Source organism: Pseudomonas sp., from assembly GCF_049645325.1.
Taxonomy (GTDB): domain Bacteria; phylum Pseudomonadota; class Gammaproteobacteria; order Pseudomonadales; family Pseudomonadaceae; genus Aquipseudomonas.
Genome location: NZ_JBARTQ010000032.1, coordinates 1 through 16,124, shown reverse-complemented (window position 1 = coordinate 16,124; position 16,124 = coordinate 1). Strand labels below are relative to the sequence as shown.

Annotated in this window: 14 protein-coding genes and 3 tRNA genes; 11 read left to right on the top strand and 6 right to left on the bottom strand. The window is 59.0% G+C overall.

All coding sequences use genetic code 11. The features are described from left to right. Positions 1-169 precede the first annotated feature (169 nt). The 5 genes from gltX to gltS all read left to right on the top strand — a co-directional run bounded on the left by gltX (position 170) and on the right by gltS (position 3,518). Positions 170-1,651: a glutamate--tRNA ligase gene (gene gltX, locus WBB95_RS01255; RefSeq protein WP_424485938.1), complete on the top strand. Its 1,482-nt coding sequence runs from the start codon at positions 170-172 to the stop codon at positions 1,649-1,651. A gap of 147 nt (positions 1,652-1,798) precedes the next feature. Beyond that, positions 1,799-1,874: transfer RNA gene (locus WBB95_RS01250), tRNA-Ala, on the top strand. A 78-nt stretch (positions 1,875-1,952) separates the two neighbouring features. Beyond that, positions 1,953-2,028, top strand: a tRNA-Glu gene (locus WBB95_RS01245). A 3-nt stretch (positions 2,029-2,031) separates the two neighbouring features. Beyond that, positions 2,032-2,107 (top strand) — tRNA-Gly (locus WBB95_RS01240). Between the two features lie 199 nt (positions 2,108-2,306). Then, complete coding sequence (gltS, locus tag WBB95_RS01235; protein ID WP_424485939.1) at positions 2,307-3,518, top strand: sodium/glutamate symporter; 1,212 nt, start codon at positions 2,307-2,309, stop codon at positions 3,516-3,518. Here gltS and WBB95_RS01230 read toward each other — a convergent pair. Then, positions 3,515-4,306 (bottom strand): response regulator transcription factor, encoded by a 792-nt coding sequence (locus WBB95_RS01230; RefSeq protein WP_424485937.1) that lies wholly within the window; start codon positions 4,304-4,306, stop codon positions 3,515-3,517. The genes gltS and WBB95_RS01230 overlap by 4 nt on opposite strands. 137 nt (positions 4,307-4,443) lie before the next feature. Between WBB95_RS01230 and WBB95_RS01225 the strand changes: the two genes are divergently transcribed. Together WBB95_RS01225 and WBB95_RS01220 are read left to right on the top strand one after the other, a co-directional pair. Further along, entirely contained in the window at positions 4,444-5,547 is a 1,104-nt protein-coding gene (locus tag WBB95_RS01225; protein WP_424485936.1) for a polyamine ABC transporter substrate-binding protein, read from the top strand. A 77-nt stretch (positions 5,548-5,624) separates the two neighbouring features. Next, on the top strand, positions 5,625-5,870 hold the full coding sequence (locus WBB95_RS01220; protein WP_424485935.1) for a hypothetical protein: 246 nt from the start codon (positions 5,625-5,627) through the stop codon (positions 5,868-5,870). Positions 5,871-5,892: 22 nt separating this feature from the next. Here the strand turns inward: WBB95_RS01220 and WBB95_RS01215 are convergent, their stop codons facing one another. Further along, on the bottom strand, positions 5,893-7,374 hold the full coding sequence (locus tag WBB95_RS01215) for a PLP-dependent aminotransferase family protein (RefSeq protein WP_424485934.1): 1,482 nt from the start codon (positions 7,372-7,374) through the stop codon (positions 5,893-5,895). A gap of 78 nt (positions 7,375-7,452) precedes the next feature. On the opposite strand from WBB95_RS01215, the gene WBB95_RS01210 reads away from it, so the two are divergent. The 4 genes from WBB95_RS01210 (at position 7,453) to WBB95_RS01195 (ending at position 10,460) form a co-directional block, all read left to right on the top strand. Beyond that, positions 7,453-9,114, top strand: a complete 1,662-nt coding sequence (locus tag WBB95_RS01210; RefSeq protein WP_424485933.1) for a M24 family metallopeptidase — start codon at positions 7,453-7,455, stop codon at positions 9,112-9,114. 145 nt (positions 9,115-9,259) lie between these two features. Then, entirely contained in the window at positions 9,260-9,574 is a 315-nt protein-coding gene (locus WBB95_RS01205; RefSeq protein WP_424485932.1) for a hypothetical protein, read from the top strand. 62 nt (positions 9,575-9,636) lie between these two features. After that, positions 9,637-9,891 carry a hypothetical protein gene (locus WBB95_RS01200; RefSeq protein WP_424485931.1) on the top strand — a complete coding sequence of 85 codons (255 nt, stop codon included), beginning with the start codon at positions 9,637-9,639 and terminating at the stop codon, positions 9,889-9,891. A gap of 20 nt (positions 9,892-9,911) precedes the next feature. Beyond that, positions 9,912-10,460, top strand: a complete 549-nt coding sequence (locus WBB95_RS01195) for a hypothetical protein (protein ID WP_122257479.1) — start codon at positions 9,912-9,914, stop codon at positions 10,458-10,460. 72 nt (positions 10,461-10,532) lie between these two features. Here WBB95_RS01195 and WBB95_RS01190 read toward each other — a convergent pair whose 3' ends face one another. The 4 genes from WBB95_RS01190 to WBB95_RS01175 form a co-directional block, all read right to left on the bottom strand. Then, positions 10,533-12,272 carry a dipeptidase gene (locus tag WBB95_RS01190; RefSeq protein WP_424485930.1) on the bottom strand — a complete coding sequence of 580 codons (1,740 nt, stop codon included), beginning with the start codon at positions 12,270-12,272 and terminating at the stop codon, positions 10,533-10,535. Positions 12,273-12,545: 273 nt separating this feature from the next. Continuing rightward, complete coding sequence (locus tag WBB95_RS01185) at positions 12,546-13,763, bottom strand: phospholipase D-like domain-containing protein (RefSeq protein ID WP_424485929.1); 1,218 nt, start codon at positions 13,761-13,763, stop codon at positions 12,546-12,548. A gap of 53 nt (positions 13,764-13,816) precedes the next feature. Next, positions 13,817-14,464, bottom strand: a complete 648-nt coding sequence (locus WBB95_RS01180) for a MotA/TolQ/ExbB proton channel family protein (protein WP_424485928.1) — start codon at positions 14,462-14,464, stop codon at positions 13,817-13,819. A gap of 17 nt (positions 14,465-14,481) precedes the next feature. Next, positions 14,482-16,124 (bottom strand): TonB-dependent receptor domain-containing protein (locus WBB95_RS01175; protein ID WP_424485927.1); only part of this gene is annotated, 1,643 nt, incomplete at its 5' end.

The following is a 16,124-nucleotide window of genomic DNA, read 5'->3' as shown; positions in this document are numbered from 1 at the left end:
TTGACCGATTTCCAACATGAGAATGCGGTCGAATGTGGGAGCGGGCTTGCTCGCGAATGCAGGCAACTCGGTCTGGCAGGCTCGCCCAAGCTGGAGCCCAACCACCTGTGGCTGTTACCATTCCCCCCTTGTTTCAATTTTCAGTTTTATCGCCCATTCGAGACCTGCCATGACCACCGTCCGCACGCGCATTGCGCCATCGCCTACTGGGGATCCCCACGTCGGCACTGCCTACATCGCCTTGTTCAACTACTGCTTTGCCAAGCAGCACGGCGGTGAATTCATCCTGCGGATCGAAGATACCGACCAAGTGCGTTCGACCCGTGAGTCGGAACAACAGATTTTCGATGCCTTGCGCTGGTTGGGCATTACCTGGGCGGAAGGCCCGGACGTCGGTGGCCCGCACGGCCCGTATCGCCAGAGCGAGCGCAGCGACATCTACAAAAAGTACACCCAGCAGTTGGTCGACATGGGCCACGCCTTCCCGTGCTTCTGCACCGCCGAAGAGCTGGACCAGATGCGCGCCGAGCAACAGGCCAAGGGCGAAACCCCGCGTTATGACGGCCGCGCGCTGCTGCTGTCGAAAGAAGAAGTGGCCCAGCGCCTGGCGGCCGGCGAGCCTCACGTTATCCGCATGAAAGTGCCGAGCGAAGGCGTGTGTGTGGTGCCGGACATGCTGCGCGGCGACGTCGAGATCCCGTGGGACCGCATGGACATGCAGGTGCTGATGAAGACCGACGGCTTGCCGACGTACTTCCTCGCCAACGTGGTCGACGACCACCTGATGGGCATCACCCACGTGCTGCGTGGCGAAGAGTGGCTGCCGTCGGCGCCGAAACTGATCCTGCTGTATGAGTACTTTGGCTGGGAACAACCGCAACTGTGCTACATGCCGCTGCTGCGTAACCCGGACAAGAGCAAGCTGTCCAAGCGCAAGAACCCGACCTCGGTGACGTTCTACGAGCGCATGGGCTTCATGCCGGAAGCGATGCTCAACTACCTGGGCCGCATGGGCTGGTCGATGCCGGATGAGCGCGAGAAGTTCTCGCTGCAGGAAATGGTCGATCACTTCGACCTGTCCCGCGTCTCCCTCGGCGGGCCGATTTTCGACATCGAGAAACTGTCGTGGCTCAACGGCCAGTGGCTGCGTGATCTGCCGGTGGACGAGTTCGCCACACGCCTGCAGCAGTGGGCGTTGAACCCCGAGTACATGATGAAGATCGCACCGCTGGTGCAGGGCAGGGTGGAGACATTCAGCCAGGTCGCCCCTTTGGCCAGCTTCTTCTTTGCCGGTGGCGTGAACCCGGATGCCAAGCTATTCGAGTCCAAGAAGCTCTCGGGCGACCAGGTTCGCCAGTTGATGCAGTTGATCCTGTGGAAGCTCGAAAGCCTGCGTCAGTGGGAGAAGGATGCGATTACCGCGACGATCCAGGCGGTGGTTGAGTCGCTGGAACTGAAATTGCGCGATGCCATGCCATTGATGTTTGCCGCAATCACCGGACAGGCGAGTTCGGTATCTGTGCTTGATGCGATGGAAATTCTCGGCCCGGACCTGACGCGTTTCCGTCTGCGCCAAGCCCTTGATTTGCTTGGGGGTGTGTCGAAGAAAGAAAACAAAGAGTGGGAAAAGCTGCTGGGCGCGATTGCCTGAATGAGCTGTTGAAACGACGAAACCCCGGTTTTCCGGGGTTTCGCCGGTAAGTGATTGTTATCCCGGCAAAAAACTTTGGAAAATGTTGAAAATAAATTTGACACACTTCCAAACCGCCATTAAGATTCGCCCCGTCCTCACCGATGAGGGGCTATAGCTCAGCTGGGAGAGCGCTTGCATGGCATGCAAGAGGTCAACGGTTCGATCCCGTTTAGCTCCACCAATTTACAGGTTCAAGGTCTGGCCACACCGTCCTTGAATTGATCAGTTCTCAGCGCTGATCGGTTGTACAGAAGGTTTTGTCCCCTTCGTCTAGTGGCCTAGGACACCGCCCTTTCACGGCGGTAACAGGGGTTCGAGTCCCCTAGGGGACGCCATATGCGGGAATAGCTCAGTTGGTAGAGCACGACCTTGCCAAGGTCGGGGTCGCGAGTTCGAGTCTCGTTTCCCGCTCCATATTTAACGAAAACGCCGATCAGCAATGATCGGCGTTTTTGTTTGTGCTGCTTTTATCTGGCGAAGCATCCAGGCATGCAGGGTTTGTTGTGAGGTGGGTAGGAATAGTCTGTACTTACAGTCGGGTGGGTGTGTACCTGTTCAGCTGTCTCTACTCTGGCCATCCCTTTCTGCTTGTTCACTTCAGAGAACTGCCCAGATGCTTCAGCTCGATTTCTATTCAACCCTCGTCGCCGCCTCCCTGGTGCTGTTGCTGGGCCGTTGGTTGGTGGCTCGAATTGGCTTTTTACGCGTTTACAGCATTCCGGAGCCGGTCGCCGGTGGTTTATTGGTTGCCGCGTTGCTTGTGACGCTGCGCGCAATCGCGGGGGTTGAGGTTCGTTTCGACGCTTCATTGCAAGCCCCATTAATGTTGGCGTTTTTCGCCACCATTGGCCTGAATGCCGACTTTGCCAGCCTTAAGAAAGGCGGGCGCGTATTAGGTGTGTTTCTGCTGGTCGTGACAGCCTTGCTGGTGGTGCAAAACGCCATGGGTATCGCCCTGGCCAAGGCGCTGGGGCTCGACCCATTGATGGGCCTGCTGGCGGGTTCTGTCACTTTGTCGGGAGGGCATGGCACAGGCGCCGCATGGGGCGCGGTGTTCAGCGAGAAGTATGGCGTTGCGTCCGCGTCTGAGCTGGCCATTGCTTCAGCAACCTTTGGCTTGGTGCTGGGTGGTTTGATTGGTGGCCCGGTGGCGCGCTTGCTCATCAAGCGTGTCCAGGTGCCGGGCGTTGAGCACGCGCAACCGCGCCAGTCGAAGGGCTTTGAGCAGCCCGACCAGGAGCGCACAATCACCTCGTTCTCATTTATCGAAACGTTGGCGCTGCTTGCGATCAGCCTGCAGGTGGGGACGTTCCTGAGTGGCTTGATTCAAGGCTCGGCCTTCGAATTACCGACTTTTGTGTGTGTTCTGTTTATCGGGGTGGTGTTGCGCAACGGCTTGTCGGCGCTGGGCTGGCACCAGGTGTTTGAGCGCGAGGTGTCGCTGCTGGGTAATGTCAGCTTGTCGTTATTCCTGGCGATTGCCCTGATGTCGCTCAAACTCTGGGACTTGGCGGCATTGGCCATGCCGATTGTCATCCTGTTGGCTGCACAGGCTTTACTGATGGCCCTGTTCGCGATTTTCGTGACGTTTCGGGTCATGGGCAGCAACTACGATGCTGCGGTGCTGGCGGCGGGGCACTGCGGTTTCGGGCTGGGCGCCACGCCCACCGCCATCGCCAATATGCAGGCGGTGACTCAACGCTTTGGCCCTTCGCAGATTGCATTTCTGGTCGTGCCGATGGTGGGCGCGTTTTTCATCGATATCACCAACGCGGTGGTGATCAAGTTGTACCTGGCGCTGCCATTTCTGGGCGCAGCGGGCTAAGCCAGCGCGTGAGTGTCCTGTTTTGGCATGAAGAAATGTGCAAACAGTTCGGACTGTGACTTGATGTTCAACTTGTTGTAAATGTTACGGCGGTGCACCTTTACCGTTTCTATGGACAGGAACAGTTTGCCCGCTATTTCTTTGTTGGAGAAACCGCTCAGCAGCAATTTGAGTACGTCCTTTTCGCGCGTCGTTATCTGCGTGCCCAACTGAACAATCGCTTCAGACCAGGACGGTGGTTCGCTGAGGTTTTTTTCCAGGTCATTCTCAAAACACATGCGTTGGTGCATCAACGCCATGACCCATGGCTTGATGATATCCAGTGTGGTGACCTGCTCCGGGCTGAACCGAACGTTACTGCCAAATGAAATGCATAGCGTTCTGTCGGCGTCGAGTTGGACGTTGTGTTGCACCTCGTCCACCGAGACGTACTGAGCGAAATACTGATGGTAATACTCGGTGGTCAGAAAGTGTTCCGGTGCGATGTCCGACAAATGGAAAAAACCACTCTGCGGGTTTTCACGGTTGGCAATGTAAAACGGGTCGAGTAAATAAAGCCCTTTTACATAGCGTTCAGTCAGCGCATCCACTTCCTGCGCATCGGCTACCTCGGTCACGCAGATAACGTTGACCTGTTGATCGCTGAAGACCAATACCACCCAGTTATCGATCTGCACATATTCTTTTAATACACGAACCAGTGAACTCCAGAAGGCTGGGCGGTTCAGCTCCATGATCAGCTTGCCGGCCGATCGGTGCCAGGCCAGGTTATGAAGGTCGAGCGACATGTTCTACCCCTTTAGGGTTAGGTATTCGTAGGTCTTAGCTAAGTACTTGTAGGTATTTACTATTCGATCATGCCGGGTATATTCACCACCCATTGGATGATGGCCATGAAGGCTGTCGTTTTGACAAGGATAGTCATATGAGTCAATCACATTTGCGAGCCATTTTTTTGGCCTCGCTTGTTTGTATGGGTGCAAGCGCGCCGGCAGCGGCGGTCGAACCGCGGGTGAATCTGTACAACTGGTTTGGGTTGATTGCGCCAGAAACCCCCAAGGAATTTGAGCAAAAAACCGGTACCAAGATGCACCTGGATGCGTTCGACAGTGCCGAGATCATGCAGAGCAAGGTGATGGCGGGGCGTACCGGTTATGACGTTGTCGTCGCCACCTCCAATGTTTTGCCAAGCCTGATCCAGGCGGGCGTCCTGGCCCCGCTGGACCGCAGCCAACTCAGTAATTTCGCGCATATCGATCCGCAAATGCTGGCCCTGCTTGCGGCTAATGATCCCGGTAACCGCTACGCCGTGCCTTACTTGTGGGGCACCACCGGCATTGGTTATGACGTGGATAAAGTCAAAGCGGCGCTGGGTGATAACGCTCCGGTAGACAGCTGGGACTTAATCTTCAAAGAAGAAAACATCAGCAAGCTGAAGTCGTGTGGTGTGGCAATGCTCGACTCCCCAAGTGAGATCATTTCCATCGCTTTGCATTACCTCGGGCTGCCGAGCAACAGTCAGAACCCTGAGGATTACCAGAAGGCTCAGGCGCTTCTGTTGAAGATCCGCCCTTACGTCCTCTACTTCGATTCCTCTCGAACGGATGCCGACTTTGCCGATGGCAACATCTGTGTCGTCGTGGGGTGGGCGAGCGGGGCGCTGACGGCCCAGGCGATCAATGAGAAAAACAATACCGGGCGCAAAATTGCCTACAGCTTGCCTCGTGAGGGCGGGTTGGTGTGGTCGGAAAACTTTGTACTGCTCAAAGACGCGCCCCACGCAAAGCAAGGGTTGGCGTTTATCAACTACATGCTTGACCCGCACGTGATTGCCAAGAGTTCGAACCATACGCTTTACCCTAACGCCAACAAGGATGCGGCCGAGTTTGTAGAACAGAAGCTGCGTGACAACCCCTGGATTTATCCTTCCAGGGAGACGATTGCGACGCTGGTTCCACTTGAGCCGTTGCCACTGAAGTTGGAGCGAATTCGTACGCGTGTGTGGACCAAGGTCAAGAGCGGCACATAGGCACTTCCCGACAGCAAGGCATTGCTCAATAAACAGGGTACGGGTGGTCGCTGGGGTTCCAGGGAAGGAGAAACATCATGCGCCAGGCGGCTAACCCGTACTTTCTGAAGTCGGATGAGTACCAAGCGTACAAGGACATCGAGGAGCAGATCGGCAACTGCACGCCTGAGCAGGCTTGGGCGATGTATTACGTCTCCAGCGGGATGGTGCGTGAGTTCATCACGCTGGCGGTGATGGAGCATATCGGTCGGGGCAATCGGGCACTGTTGCTGGAGTTCCCTGACCTGGCCCGGCTTCAAAGCAGCGGCCATCGCGCGCTCTAGCTTTATCGATGTGTGTGAGTGCTCAACGCCCGCTCATCACCCGTGCCAAACGCAGTGTGGCCTCCCGGATCTCATCCCGATCAAGGGAGGCAAACCCCAGGCGCAGGGCATTTTCCGGCACATTCAGCGGTGAAAACTGACGCGCACTGCGCACCACCACGCCCTGGCCTTGGGCGGCGGCGAGCAACTGATCAATATCTGTTTCATCCTGGAAGCGAACCCACAGGGCCAGGCCGCCTTCTGGCTCTCGCACCTGGATTCGATCGCCGAATGCGCTGTGCAAACAGCTCTGCAGCACCTCTTTACGCGCCAGGTATTCTTTCGAAACACGGCGCAGGTGCTTCTTCAATTCCCCTTGATTGATCAGGTCCGCGAGCATTTTTTGTGCAACCGCGTCGGTGTCGCCTACCACCAACGCTGCACTGTTCTGCAGCACCTCAATCACGCTGGCAGGAGCCACCACATAACTGCAACGAAACGTCGACCCCAACGCTTTGGATAACGAGCCGACATAGATCACATGGCGTTGCGTGTTATCACTGGCCAACGGTAAATAGGGCCGCCCGTTGAAGTGATATTCGTGGTCGTAGTCCTCTTCGATCACGCAGAAGTTGTGCCGAGCCGCCAACGCCAGCAAGTGTTGCCGACGGGCCGCATGCAGGCTCACCGTAGTGGGGAACTGGTGGTGCGGCGTGAGGTAAATCATCCTTATATTATGTGCGTGGCATAACTGCTCGACGTGGTCCGTGCGACAGCCTTCATCGTCCATATCGACAGTGATCAATTGCGCGCCGAGCTTGCGGAAAATTTCCCACGCCGGTGGGTAACTCAGACGCTCCACCAACACCACATCACCGGGTTTGATCAGCAGGCTGGCCGTCAGGTACAGCGACACCTGAGTGCCGGGCGTGAGGCAGATATTCTCGGCGCTGACGGTCAGCCCGCGATTGTTGCGCAGCATCTCGGCCAAGGCGCAGCGCAACTCATACCCGGTGCCTTCACTGCCGTAGCGCACGGTGTTGGAAGCAAAGCTGTTGCGCAGGGCATTGCGGTAGTAGCGATGCAGCACGGCTTGCGGCAATAGGCGGTGGTCGCAGGCACCGTTGTCGAAAAACAGCGCGTCATGCCGATGGTGCAGGGCGATCGCCTGGGCGTTCTGGGTGAAATACGGGACGACGGTTTGCTCAAGGATGCGCGGTGCAAAGGACTGCTGCGCGGGGTTAGGCGCAGGCTTGGCGGCCAGTTGTGTATTAACGAACGTGCCGCGTCGCGGCTCGCTGATCAGCCAACCTTTGGTCAGGGCCTCCTCATAAGCCAGGATTACCGTCTTGCGGTTGACGTCGAGCAACTGCGCCATTTCCCGCGTGCCCGGCAACAGGCTGCCAGGCGGCAGCCGCCCCTCGATAATCGCGGCCACCAGGCCTTCGGTAATCTTGCGATAGGTTGCCTGGGGTGCGCCTTCGTCAAGCTTGAGCAGCGGGCGCCATTTTCGCATCTGGACCATCTGAAGTATCCAAAACTGGAGGTTCTAATGGGCCCAGTCTAGCGCAACAATCAGGCCTCACTCACCCCCGAGGTCTTTATGAACGCACGCCATGTAATCGAACTCTCTCCCTCGGGCACCACCTTTGAGGCCGGTGATGAACTGTTGCTGGATGCGATGCTCGCCAGCGGCTTGCCCGTGCCGTTCTCCTGCCGTCGCGGGGCGTGTGGCTCCTGCAAGGTGGTGGTCACCCAGGGAGAATACCGGGCCAAGCGCCTGGCGCCGGGCGCACCCGCGCCATCCTATCCCCTGGCGGCCAATGAAATGCTGCTGTGCCAAAGCCACGCTTGCGCCGACATGCGCCTGGAAATCCCCGGTTGGTCACTGGACACGCCCGCGCTGGTGGTCGAGGCGACAGTGCTGAGCAAACGCGCACTCAGCCCCGACATCATTGAGTTGGTGGTGATGCCGGACATGCCATTGGCTGTGCGGCCGGGCCAGTACCTCAAGTTCCGCCTGGTCGGTGGCGACTCGCGTTGCTTCTCGATCGCCAACCTGCCGGCCGACGGCGATGGGCGCCTGATATTTCAGATTCGCCGGGTGAACGGCGGGCTCTTCTCCGAGGCGCTCCTGGGCAGCCTTGACGCCGGCGACCTGTTGCAACTGGAAGGGCCTTTTGGTGCCTGCACCTGGCAGGACGATGACGCTGCGCCTGTCATCCTGTTCGCTACGGGCACCGGCTATGCGGGGATCAAGCCGATCCTGCTGACCGCGTTGAAGCGTGATGTGGAGGTGACGTTTTACTGGGGTGGCGCGCAACCTGCAGACTTTTACGACCGTGAATTCCTGGACCAGGCGGTCATCGACCACCCGCGTTTTCACTGGCACCCGGTATTGGCAGCGCAGGGTAGGGTGCAGGAAGTGGCGCTGAGCCATGGGCACCGGTGGCAGGCGGCTCAGGTGTATGCCTGCGGTAATGGCGACATGATCAGCCAGGCGCGTGCCGATTGCCTGGAAGCGGGCGTGCCGAGCCACCGTTTTATCGCCGAAGCGTTTGTACCCAGTGGCCAGTCGAGCGCCGACACGCTGCTCAATGGGCTGGATGAAACCTGGGAAAAAGTCGGCCCGCGGTACTCGCTGGACGGCATGCTCGCCGCGCGTGAAAAAACCATCCGCGCCCTGGCGGCGATTGCCAGCCAGATCAAAGTCGGCATGACCACCCGGGAAGCCCTCGACATGGCCGCCGAGCAATTGCAGGCCATGGGGGCCTCCCACACCTGGCACCCGACATACATCCGTTTTGGCGACGACACGGTTCGCCCGCCCAGGGAAGGCATTGACCCGTTGCGTACGCTGCGTGCCACCGATATCGTGGTGATCGACCTCGGCCCGGTGTGGGACGGCTACGAGGGCGACTATGGCGACACCTTCGTCTTCGGCGAGTCAGCGCTGCACCGCGATTGCTTCAAGGTCTTGCATGAAGTGTTCGATGAAACCCGCGAGGCCTGGCTGCGTGGCATGACCGGCTGTGAACTCTATGACTTTGCCGAGGAACGGGCCATTTCCAAGGGCTGGCGGTTGTCGCGCAACCTGGCCGGCCACCGTATTGCGGATTTCCCCCACGCCTTGTTCGGCAACCAGGAATTGGCCGCGCTTGAGATCACGCCGAGTGAAATGGTGTGGGTGCTGGAGATCCAGCTCTGCCACCCCACCGAGCCGGTCGGTGGGTTCTTTGAAGATATCCTGATGCTTGAGGCTTGAAGGGCTACAGCGCAGCCCGCCAATGCCGCGGGTTGCAATGCCAGGCTCTGGCCGCAACGGCCTGAGCTAGAGCGGGCGCAGCTAAAAAACCAGCTGTCGCCCGTAAAGTAATGCCTGTCAGCCCGAGAAAATAAGGAGATTGATCATGTGGCGTAAACCTATGGCATTGGCGCTGCTGCTTGCTCCCCTCGTCACCGCGTGTTTCAGCGAGCCCTTTCAGCCCCCGGCGGCTGATGCGGACTTGTGGGAGAAACCCGGCGCCAGCCACCAGGATGTGGTTGCGTCCATGTTGGCATGTGGTGAAAAGAATGGTTCGGGCATTGATCCCAAAGCCAGCTTCCAGGAGATGGCCCAGCGCTTTGTGTGTATGAAGCGCGCGGGTTACACCCGGCGTGACGGTTTCGATATCTGTGCATTGCACCCCAAGGAGCCGTTGAAGGCCTGTGAGTCAGCGCAATGAAACCACAAAAACAACGCTCTGTTTTTAAGGGCTCGGCATTCAACGCGATAGGGACATCACCTGTGAAATATGCAATCTGCGCCACCTTGCTGTTGTCACTGAGCGGCTGCCTGACCATGTCGGGTGAATACACCGTAACGGCTCAGGACGCTTCCGGCGCCCCGTTAACCAAGCTCGGCACGTTCACCGCCGAGGGCCATAACATTTACCCCATACGCAATGCGTTCTGCCTCAATGCGCCGGGGGCGACGGTCATCATTCGCGATGCCTTGACCGGCGAGGAACTGCGCAGCGAAAGTCCTTATCACTGCCGTTAAGCCTCAAAAAAAGGATTTCCATGAGAGCGTTTCTGATAGCAGGCCTGGCCCTGGCCGTGAGTGGCTGCGGCAATATTTCCAATATCCGTGCTTACAACACGGCCTATGTTGAACCCACATCCGGGGATACCGCACGTTTGCGTGTGATCACCAATGGCATGGCGCGCGGTGTGCCGGGCCGTGATTGCATCGACTGGCGTGTGCCTGGCGCCGGGGTGATGGCCGTGTCCGAATCCGGCTTTGCGGGTCAGAATAATGGCCGCAGCCTGGGCATGCCCGAGAGCAACCGCCGGGTGGAGGCGCAAGGCTCGGCGCGTAGCGAACTGAAGGTGCCGGCGAACAAGCCTTTTGCCATGAACTTCCAGAGTGAGGGCTATGTTTCTGGCGGCAATTCCTATAGCTGCAGGCAGAGCTTTCACTTCACCCCCAAGGCCGGGCAAGATTACGAACTGATCCTGCTGGACGGTGGCCAGTGCCTGATTGCGTTGCAGCGGCTGAACCCGACGGGGAAACCGGAGAACGTGCCGGTAGAGAAGGCCAAGTTGTGCAATGCGATGGATATGTTTTAGGCCGCAAGCCAGACCTGTTTAACCAAAACGCCGATCAATGTTGATCGGCGTTGTGGTTTTTACCTGCGCTTATCAGAGCTTCGGCAACTGCCCGACACGGCCCATCATTTCCGTGACGATCTGCAGGTCCAACAGGAACTGCTCGACGGTCTTGAACTCACCGTCGGTGTGCCCGGTGTACTTCACGTCCGGCTTCGCCAGGCCAAATTGCACGCCATTGGGCAGTTCGTGTACAGAGGTAGCGCCGGCCGACGTGCCGAACTTGTGCTCCATGCCGAGGTTTTCGCTGGCCACCGCCAACAGGGCTTTCACCCACTCACCTTCAGGGTTGCGGTACATCGGCTCGGCCACCGAGTAAGTGAAGTTCACGTTGACCTTGGTTTTGGTGTCCCAGGCGCTCAATTTGTCGGCGATCTCAGCCTTGAGCTTCTCCGGCGACTTGCCCTTCGGCACACGCAGGTTCACTGCCAGCTTGAAGGCTTTGTCGTCCAGGCCGACAAACGTCAGCGAGGTGGTCAGCGGCCCCATGAATGCGTCGGAGAACCCTACGCCCAATTTACCGCCCAAATAGTCCAGGCCCCAGTTGTCGGCGGCATAACGCGCGGCGTCAGTGATGTGGTTGTGCTTGAGGGCGATCTTGCCGTCAACGCTGTGGATCAGCTCCAGCATGCGCGCGACCGGGTTCACGCCTGATTGCGGTTCGGACGAGTGCGCGGACACGCCGGTGACCGTCAGCTTGACCTGCTTGCCATCGACCTTGGCGTTGACCTCAAAATCGCCGCCATTACGCTTGGCGTATTCAGCACCGGCTGTTTGCAGGCTGGCAGCCAGTTCAGCGGGCTTGTCGGTGACGAAGGTGGCCACCGACACCGAAGGGATCTGGTTGGTGGCCATGCCGCCGGTCATCGCAATGATTTCCGCGCCTTTGCCGTCGCCCTTGCGCACCGGGAAGGAGGCCATGACGGTGCCGTAGCCTTTTTCGGCGATCACCACCGGGTAGCCGCCGTCCAGCGCCAGGTTGTACTGCGGAACCGGGTTGTGTTCGAAGTAGTAAGGAATCGCGTCGCCGGAAGTTTCCTCGGTGGTGTCCACCAGCAGCTTGAAGGTGCGCGACAGCGGCAACTTCTCTTCCTTGATGACTTTCATGGCGTACAGGGCCACCACGATGCCGTTTTTGTCATCCTCAGTGCCGCGGCCGTACATGCGGTCACCGATCAAAGTGACCTTGAACGGGTCGAGTTTGGTGCCGTCCTTGAGCACCCAGTTTTCCGGCGTCACCGGCACCACGTCGGCGTGGGCGTGAATGCCCACCACGTCGTCGCCGCTGCCTTCCAGGCTGATTTCGTAGACACGGTTGTCGACGTTGCGGAAGTTCAGGTTGAACGACTTCGCCAGGTCCTGGATCTTGGCAGCGATCTTGAGGAATTCCGGGTTCTTGTACTGCGGCAGGCCGTCGACGTTGAAGGTCGGGATTTCCACCAGCTCGCGCAGGGTTTCGAGCGCGGCCTTGCCGTACTTGACGCGGGTGTAGATGCCGAGCAGGCGATTGATTTCGTTCTCTTGGTCGGCGGTCAGGGTTTTGTTGTCGAGAAAGGCGCTGATGGCCGGCGCCACGTCGACGGTTTTGCCCAGGTCGCCTTTGGCCAGGGTGGCGAGGAAACCACGGAAATCGGTGACCGATGTTTCGCTGAAGCTTTTGAGAATCGCCGCACTTTGTTGCTCGGTGATGTTGGCGAAAGCAGGGCTGGCGATGGCCGACAGGCTGGCGGCAAACAGGGTGGCCACCACGATTTTTTTCAGTGGAAAATGCATTGCTGAAGGCATTCCTTTGCAGGTAGTGAGTAAGAGGTTTCTGATCAAACTGTCAGAAACATTTCCACACACTACCATCAGCGAGGTCGGGATAGGGAGACCTTGGTGTGGGAAATGTCGTACTTGAATGCCAGCGCTGCAGAGATCGAAATGTGGGAGCGGGCTTGCTCGCGAAGGCGGTGTGTCAGTCAATACAGGGGTGCCTGACACACCGCCTTCGCGGGTAAGCCCGCTCCCACAGGGTTTTGTGGTGTAGGACGGACCGAGTCCAATTCAAGGCTTGCCGGGATGAGGGTCGGGATACTGCGCCGTCACGTCCAATGGCTTGGCATACGGGCCGTCCCACAACTGTTCGTGCAGTTCTCCCACACGTTTGGCCATCGCTTCGCTGCGCATCACCACCTCCAGGTTGCGCGAGTTGTCCAGGTACCCGCCCAGCCAGTTGCTGGTGCCGACCCACGCCACTTGCCCGTCGATTTCCATGGTCTTGCTGTGGATCACCCGCGCGTAAGGGATAAACCCTTGCTTTGCCTCGGGCAAGGTAACAATTTTAACCTGCACGTTGGGCAGTACGGCCAAGCTTTTGAGGTAGGGCAGCTCCAGCGGGTCGGTGTTCCAGTTGGACACCATCAGCTTGACCGACACCCCCCGCGCGGCGGCGGCGCGCACGGCGTTGTCGATCACGGCGTAGTAGGGCCGGGTTCGGTCCGGTCCGTAGGACAGTGGTGCGTAATCGAGCAATTGCACGCGCACTTCTTTTTTCGCTTCACCGAGCAGGCGTGGCAGTTCCAGCTGCGAGTCACCCACGCCTGGCGGGTTGTAGCGTTGCGGGCTGGCGACCAGATAATTGCCGGTGCGCACAGGCTCCCCGCCGGCAGTCGGCAGCGGCACGGGTTTGTTTTCGGTCAACGCCGCCTGCGCTTGCCAGTCCTGATCGAAGATGGCCTGCACCTGGCCGACCACGGTTGCATCGCTGATGCGCAGGCCGGTTTCGTGGATATGCTCCAGCGAGCGCCAGTCGAAATTCTGGCTGCCGACAAACGCCTGCTTGCCATCCACCACCATGTATTTGGCATGGATGATCCCGCCGCTCAACTGCCCATAAGTCAGCACGCGAAAGGTCAGGTTGGGGATTGCGCGCAAGCGTTCCAGGGTGGATGCCTCCGACAACTTGATGCCTTTTTCTTCCAGCAAAAAGCGAATCTTCACACCGCGTTTGCCGGCGGCTTTCAAGTGTTCGATGACCCTGTCCATCACCGAGCCGGGATGGTCCGCTGCGTAGAACTGGCCGATGTCGATTTGGCTTTTCGCACCATCAAACAACGCGATCCACACCGGCCCCGGCTGGCGCAAATCGGCGCTGGCAAGCTCGGTGTCTACCGGCACGGTATGCACCAGTTCAAACCCTGGAATTGAAAAGTCCGCCTGGGCAAGCGGACTGAGGAGCACGCCGGCGAGGCCTGCAATACACCATTTTATCGGAAGGGCCATAGGCGTCTCATCGGGCAAAAGATAGCGGGCGCTGTGTGCGCCCGCCTTGGAGGTTATGCCGTGCGGCTGTGCAGCGCCGTGGCGACCAGGTGCGGGGCTTCGCTGTGGACGCGGGCACCGCTGGAGGCGCGAATCAGCAGGATTTTCAGTTGATCGTTGATGCGCTCCAGGCTGTCCTGGAAGAAGTTGTGGAACACCACGCAGAACAGCGCAATGGCGATACCCAGGCCGGTGGCGAACAGCGCCGTCCCGATGCCACCGGAGATCTGGCCCGGGTCGGACACGCCCGCCGAGGCCAGCGCCTTGAAGGTGTCGATGATGCCGAGGATGGTGCCGAGCAAACCCAGCAGCGGCGCGGCGGTGGTGATGGTCTCGATGATCCACAGGCTGCGCGACAGCGGCGCGCGGGTCTTGAGGTACTGGGTTTCGATTTCATCGTCGAGGTCTTTGCGCGAACCCTGGGACACCTTCTGCGCCAGGATCGGCAGCACCATGCTCAGCGGCAGGCTGTCACGGCGGGTCAGGCTCTCGGGCAAGTCGCGTTCGCTGTGCACGCTGGCGCCCAGCACCTCGGTCAGGGCGCGGGCCTGGCGGCGCACGTAGGCGAAATAAATGCCACGCTCGATGCTGATAAAAATCGCTATCGCCATCGCGGCATACATCACATAGAAGGTGACGTCGTGAAGCAGGTTCATGTCCATGTTTGATTACCTCGCAATTAGAAATTGGCTTCCAGCGAAACCGTTACCGTGCGGTCCAGGCCAACGATGTACGCCGGGTCGCCGTCGCGAAAGCCGCTGTAGCTCGCCGAGTTGGTCTTGGTGGTGTACACGCCGTCCAGGTACTTCTTGTCGAACAGGTTGTCGACGTTCAGGCGCAGGGTCGCGTCCTTGACCACTTTCTTGTCCACCGGCAGGTAGATACCGGCGCCGAGGTTGAAAATGGTGCGGCCGGAGATGGCCTCGTCGTTGGTCAGGTCACCAAAGAGCTCGCTGGTGTATTTGCCGCCGAAGGTGCCGTAGAAACGCCCGTCGTCGTAGCCAATGTTTGCCGCCAGCATGTTCTTCGGCACGTTGGCGAACTGCTTGCCGCTGGTGGGCAGCACGATGGCTTTGCCGGCGTTGTAGACGGTCAAATCGTCCTGCTGCTCGGCCTTGGTGTAGGTGTAGGAGGTGTAGTAGTTGAAGTGATTCGGCAGCAGGCCGCTCCACTCCAGTTCCAGGCCGCTGTTGTTGACGGAGCCGGCGTTGATGTCGGCGAAGTCACCGTTGACGTCTTTGGACGATACCTGGCGATCCTTGAACTGCATGTAGAACAAAGTGGCTGCCACGGTCATGTCTTCATCGGTGAAGCGCCAGCCCAACTCGTGGTTCCAGCTGGTTTCCGGCTTGGAATTGATCGAGTCCACGCCCTTGTCGTACAGCACGTAGTTCTGCGGGATGCGCATGTTGCGCGACAGGCTATAGAACAGCTGGTCACGCTCATCCAGCTGGTATTTAAGGCCGACGTTAGGCAGCAATTTGTTGTAGCTCTGGTTACGTTTTTCCGGTTGCTCGGTGAGGCTGCCGTTGTTGGTGCCGTCACGCTTGACGTTCATGTAGGCCAGGCCTGCCACCAAGGTCCAGTCCGGGTTGATGTACCAGGTGTCCTGGGCCCAGACTTTTTGCGCCGGGGTGATGGTGAACCGGTCGCGGCCCTGCACGGTGTTGCCGTTGGCATCGACCACGGAGTCGCCGTCCGGCCAGGTGTCGCTCGGCTTGCCACTGTTCTTGAGGGCAATGAACGGTTGGGTCTGGCTCTGGCGCGCACGCTCGTACCAGTAGCCGAACTGCAGGCTGTGATCGCCCAGGTCCCAGTTCAGCTTGGTGGTGATGCCCGGGCGCCAGGTCTGGGTGCGGGAAGGGCGGTAGTAGACGCCCGTGGTCGAGGAACCGTCGGCGTTGTACTGGGCGGCGGTGGGCAGGTTGCCCAGGTCGAAGACGCCACCCTGGTTCGAGCCGCGGTTCAGCGCATAGCTGGACGCGCCCACGCCGCTGCCGTTGCCCCAGTAGTAATACGGGATGACCGACAAGGCCAGGTTGTCGGCGAGTTTGAACTGGGTGTTGAGCACGCCGGTAAAGGTCTGGAACGGGTTCTGCGCCAGCGCGTAGTAGCTGTTGACCTTGCCGTTGCTGCCCACGGTCGGCGTGGCGGGGTACGGGTCGTATTTGCGCCCGTACTGCTGGAACTGCGCCTTGGTCAATTGGCTGTAACTGTTGTTGTCCTGCTCGTGGTACTTGAGGATCAGGTTCGCGGTGTTGCCGTTGCCCGCGTCAAAGAAGCTGTTCCACTCGACCTTGTCCGCACGCACCGCGCCCGAAC

Bases quoted from the DNA above. Each gene is read 5' to 3' on its own strand.
- WBB95_RS01180 (WP_424485928.1), bottom strand. From the start codon at position 14,464: ATGGACATGAACCTGCTTCACGACGTCACCTTCTATGTGATGTATGCC.
- WBB95_RS01225 (WP_424485936.1), top strand. From the start codon at position 4,444: ATGAGTCAATCACATTTGCGAGCCATTTTTTTGGCCTCGCTTGTTTGT.
- WBB95_RS01190 (WP_424485930.1), bottom strand. From the start codon at position 12,272: ATGCATTTTCCACTGAAAAAAATCGTGGTGGCCACCCTGTTTGCCGCC.
- WBB95_RS01185 (WP_424485929.1), bottom strand. From the start codon at position 13,763: ATGGCCCTTCCGATAAAATGGTGTATTGCAGGCCTCGCCGGCGTGCTC.
- WBB95_RS01230 (WP_424485937.1), bottom strand. From the start codon at position 4,306: ATGTCGCTCGACCTTCATAACCTGGCCTGGCACCGATCGGCCGGCAAG.
- WBB95_RS01220 (WP_424485935.1), top strand. From the start codon at position 5,625: ATGCGCCAGGCGGCTAACCCGTACTTTCTGAAGTCGGATGAGTACCAA.
- gltX (WP_424485938.1), top strand. From the start codon at position 170: ATGACCACCGTCCGCACGCGCATTGCGCCATCGCCTACTGGGGATCCC.
- WBB95_RS01195 (WP_122257479.1), top strand. From the start codon at position 9,912: ATGAGAGCGTTTCTGATAGCAGGCCTGGCCCTGGCCGTGAGTGGCTGC.
- WBB95_RS01215 (WP_424485934.1), bottom strand. From the start codon at position 7,374: ATGGTCCAGATGCGAAAATGGCGCCCGCTGCTCAAGCTTGACGAAGGC.
- gltS (WP_424485939.1), top strand. From the start codon at position 2,307: ATGCTTCAGCTCGATTTCTATTCAACCCTCGTCGCCGCCTCCCTGGTG.
- WBB95_RS01205 (WP_424485932.1), top strand. From the start codon at position 9,260: ATGTGGCGTAAACCTATGGCATTGGCGCTGCTGCTTGCTCCCCTCGTC.
- WBB95_RS01210 (WP_424485933.1), top strand. From the start codon at position 7,453: ATGAACGCACGCCATGTAATCGAACTCTCTCCCTCGGGCACCACCTTT.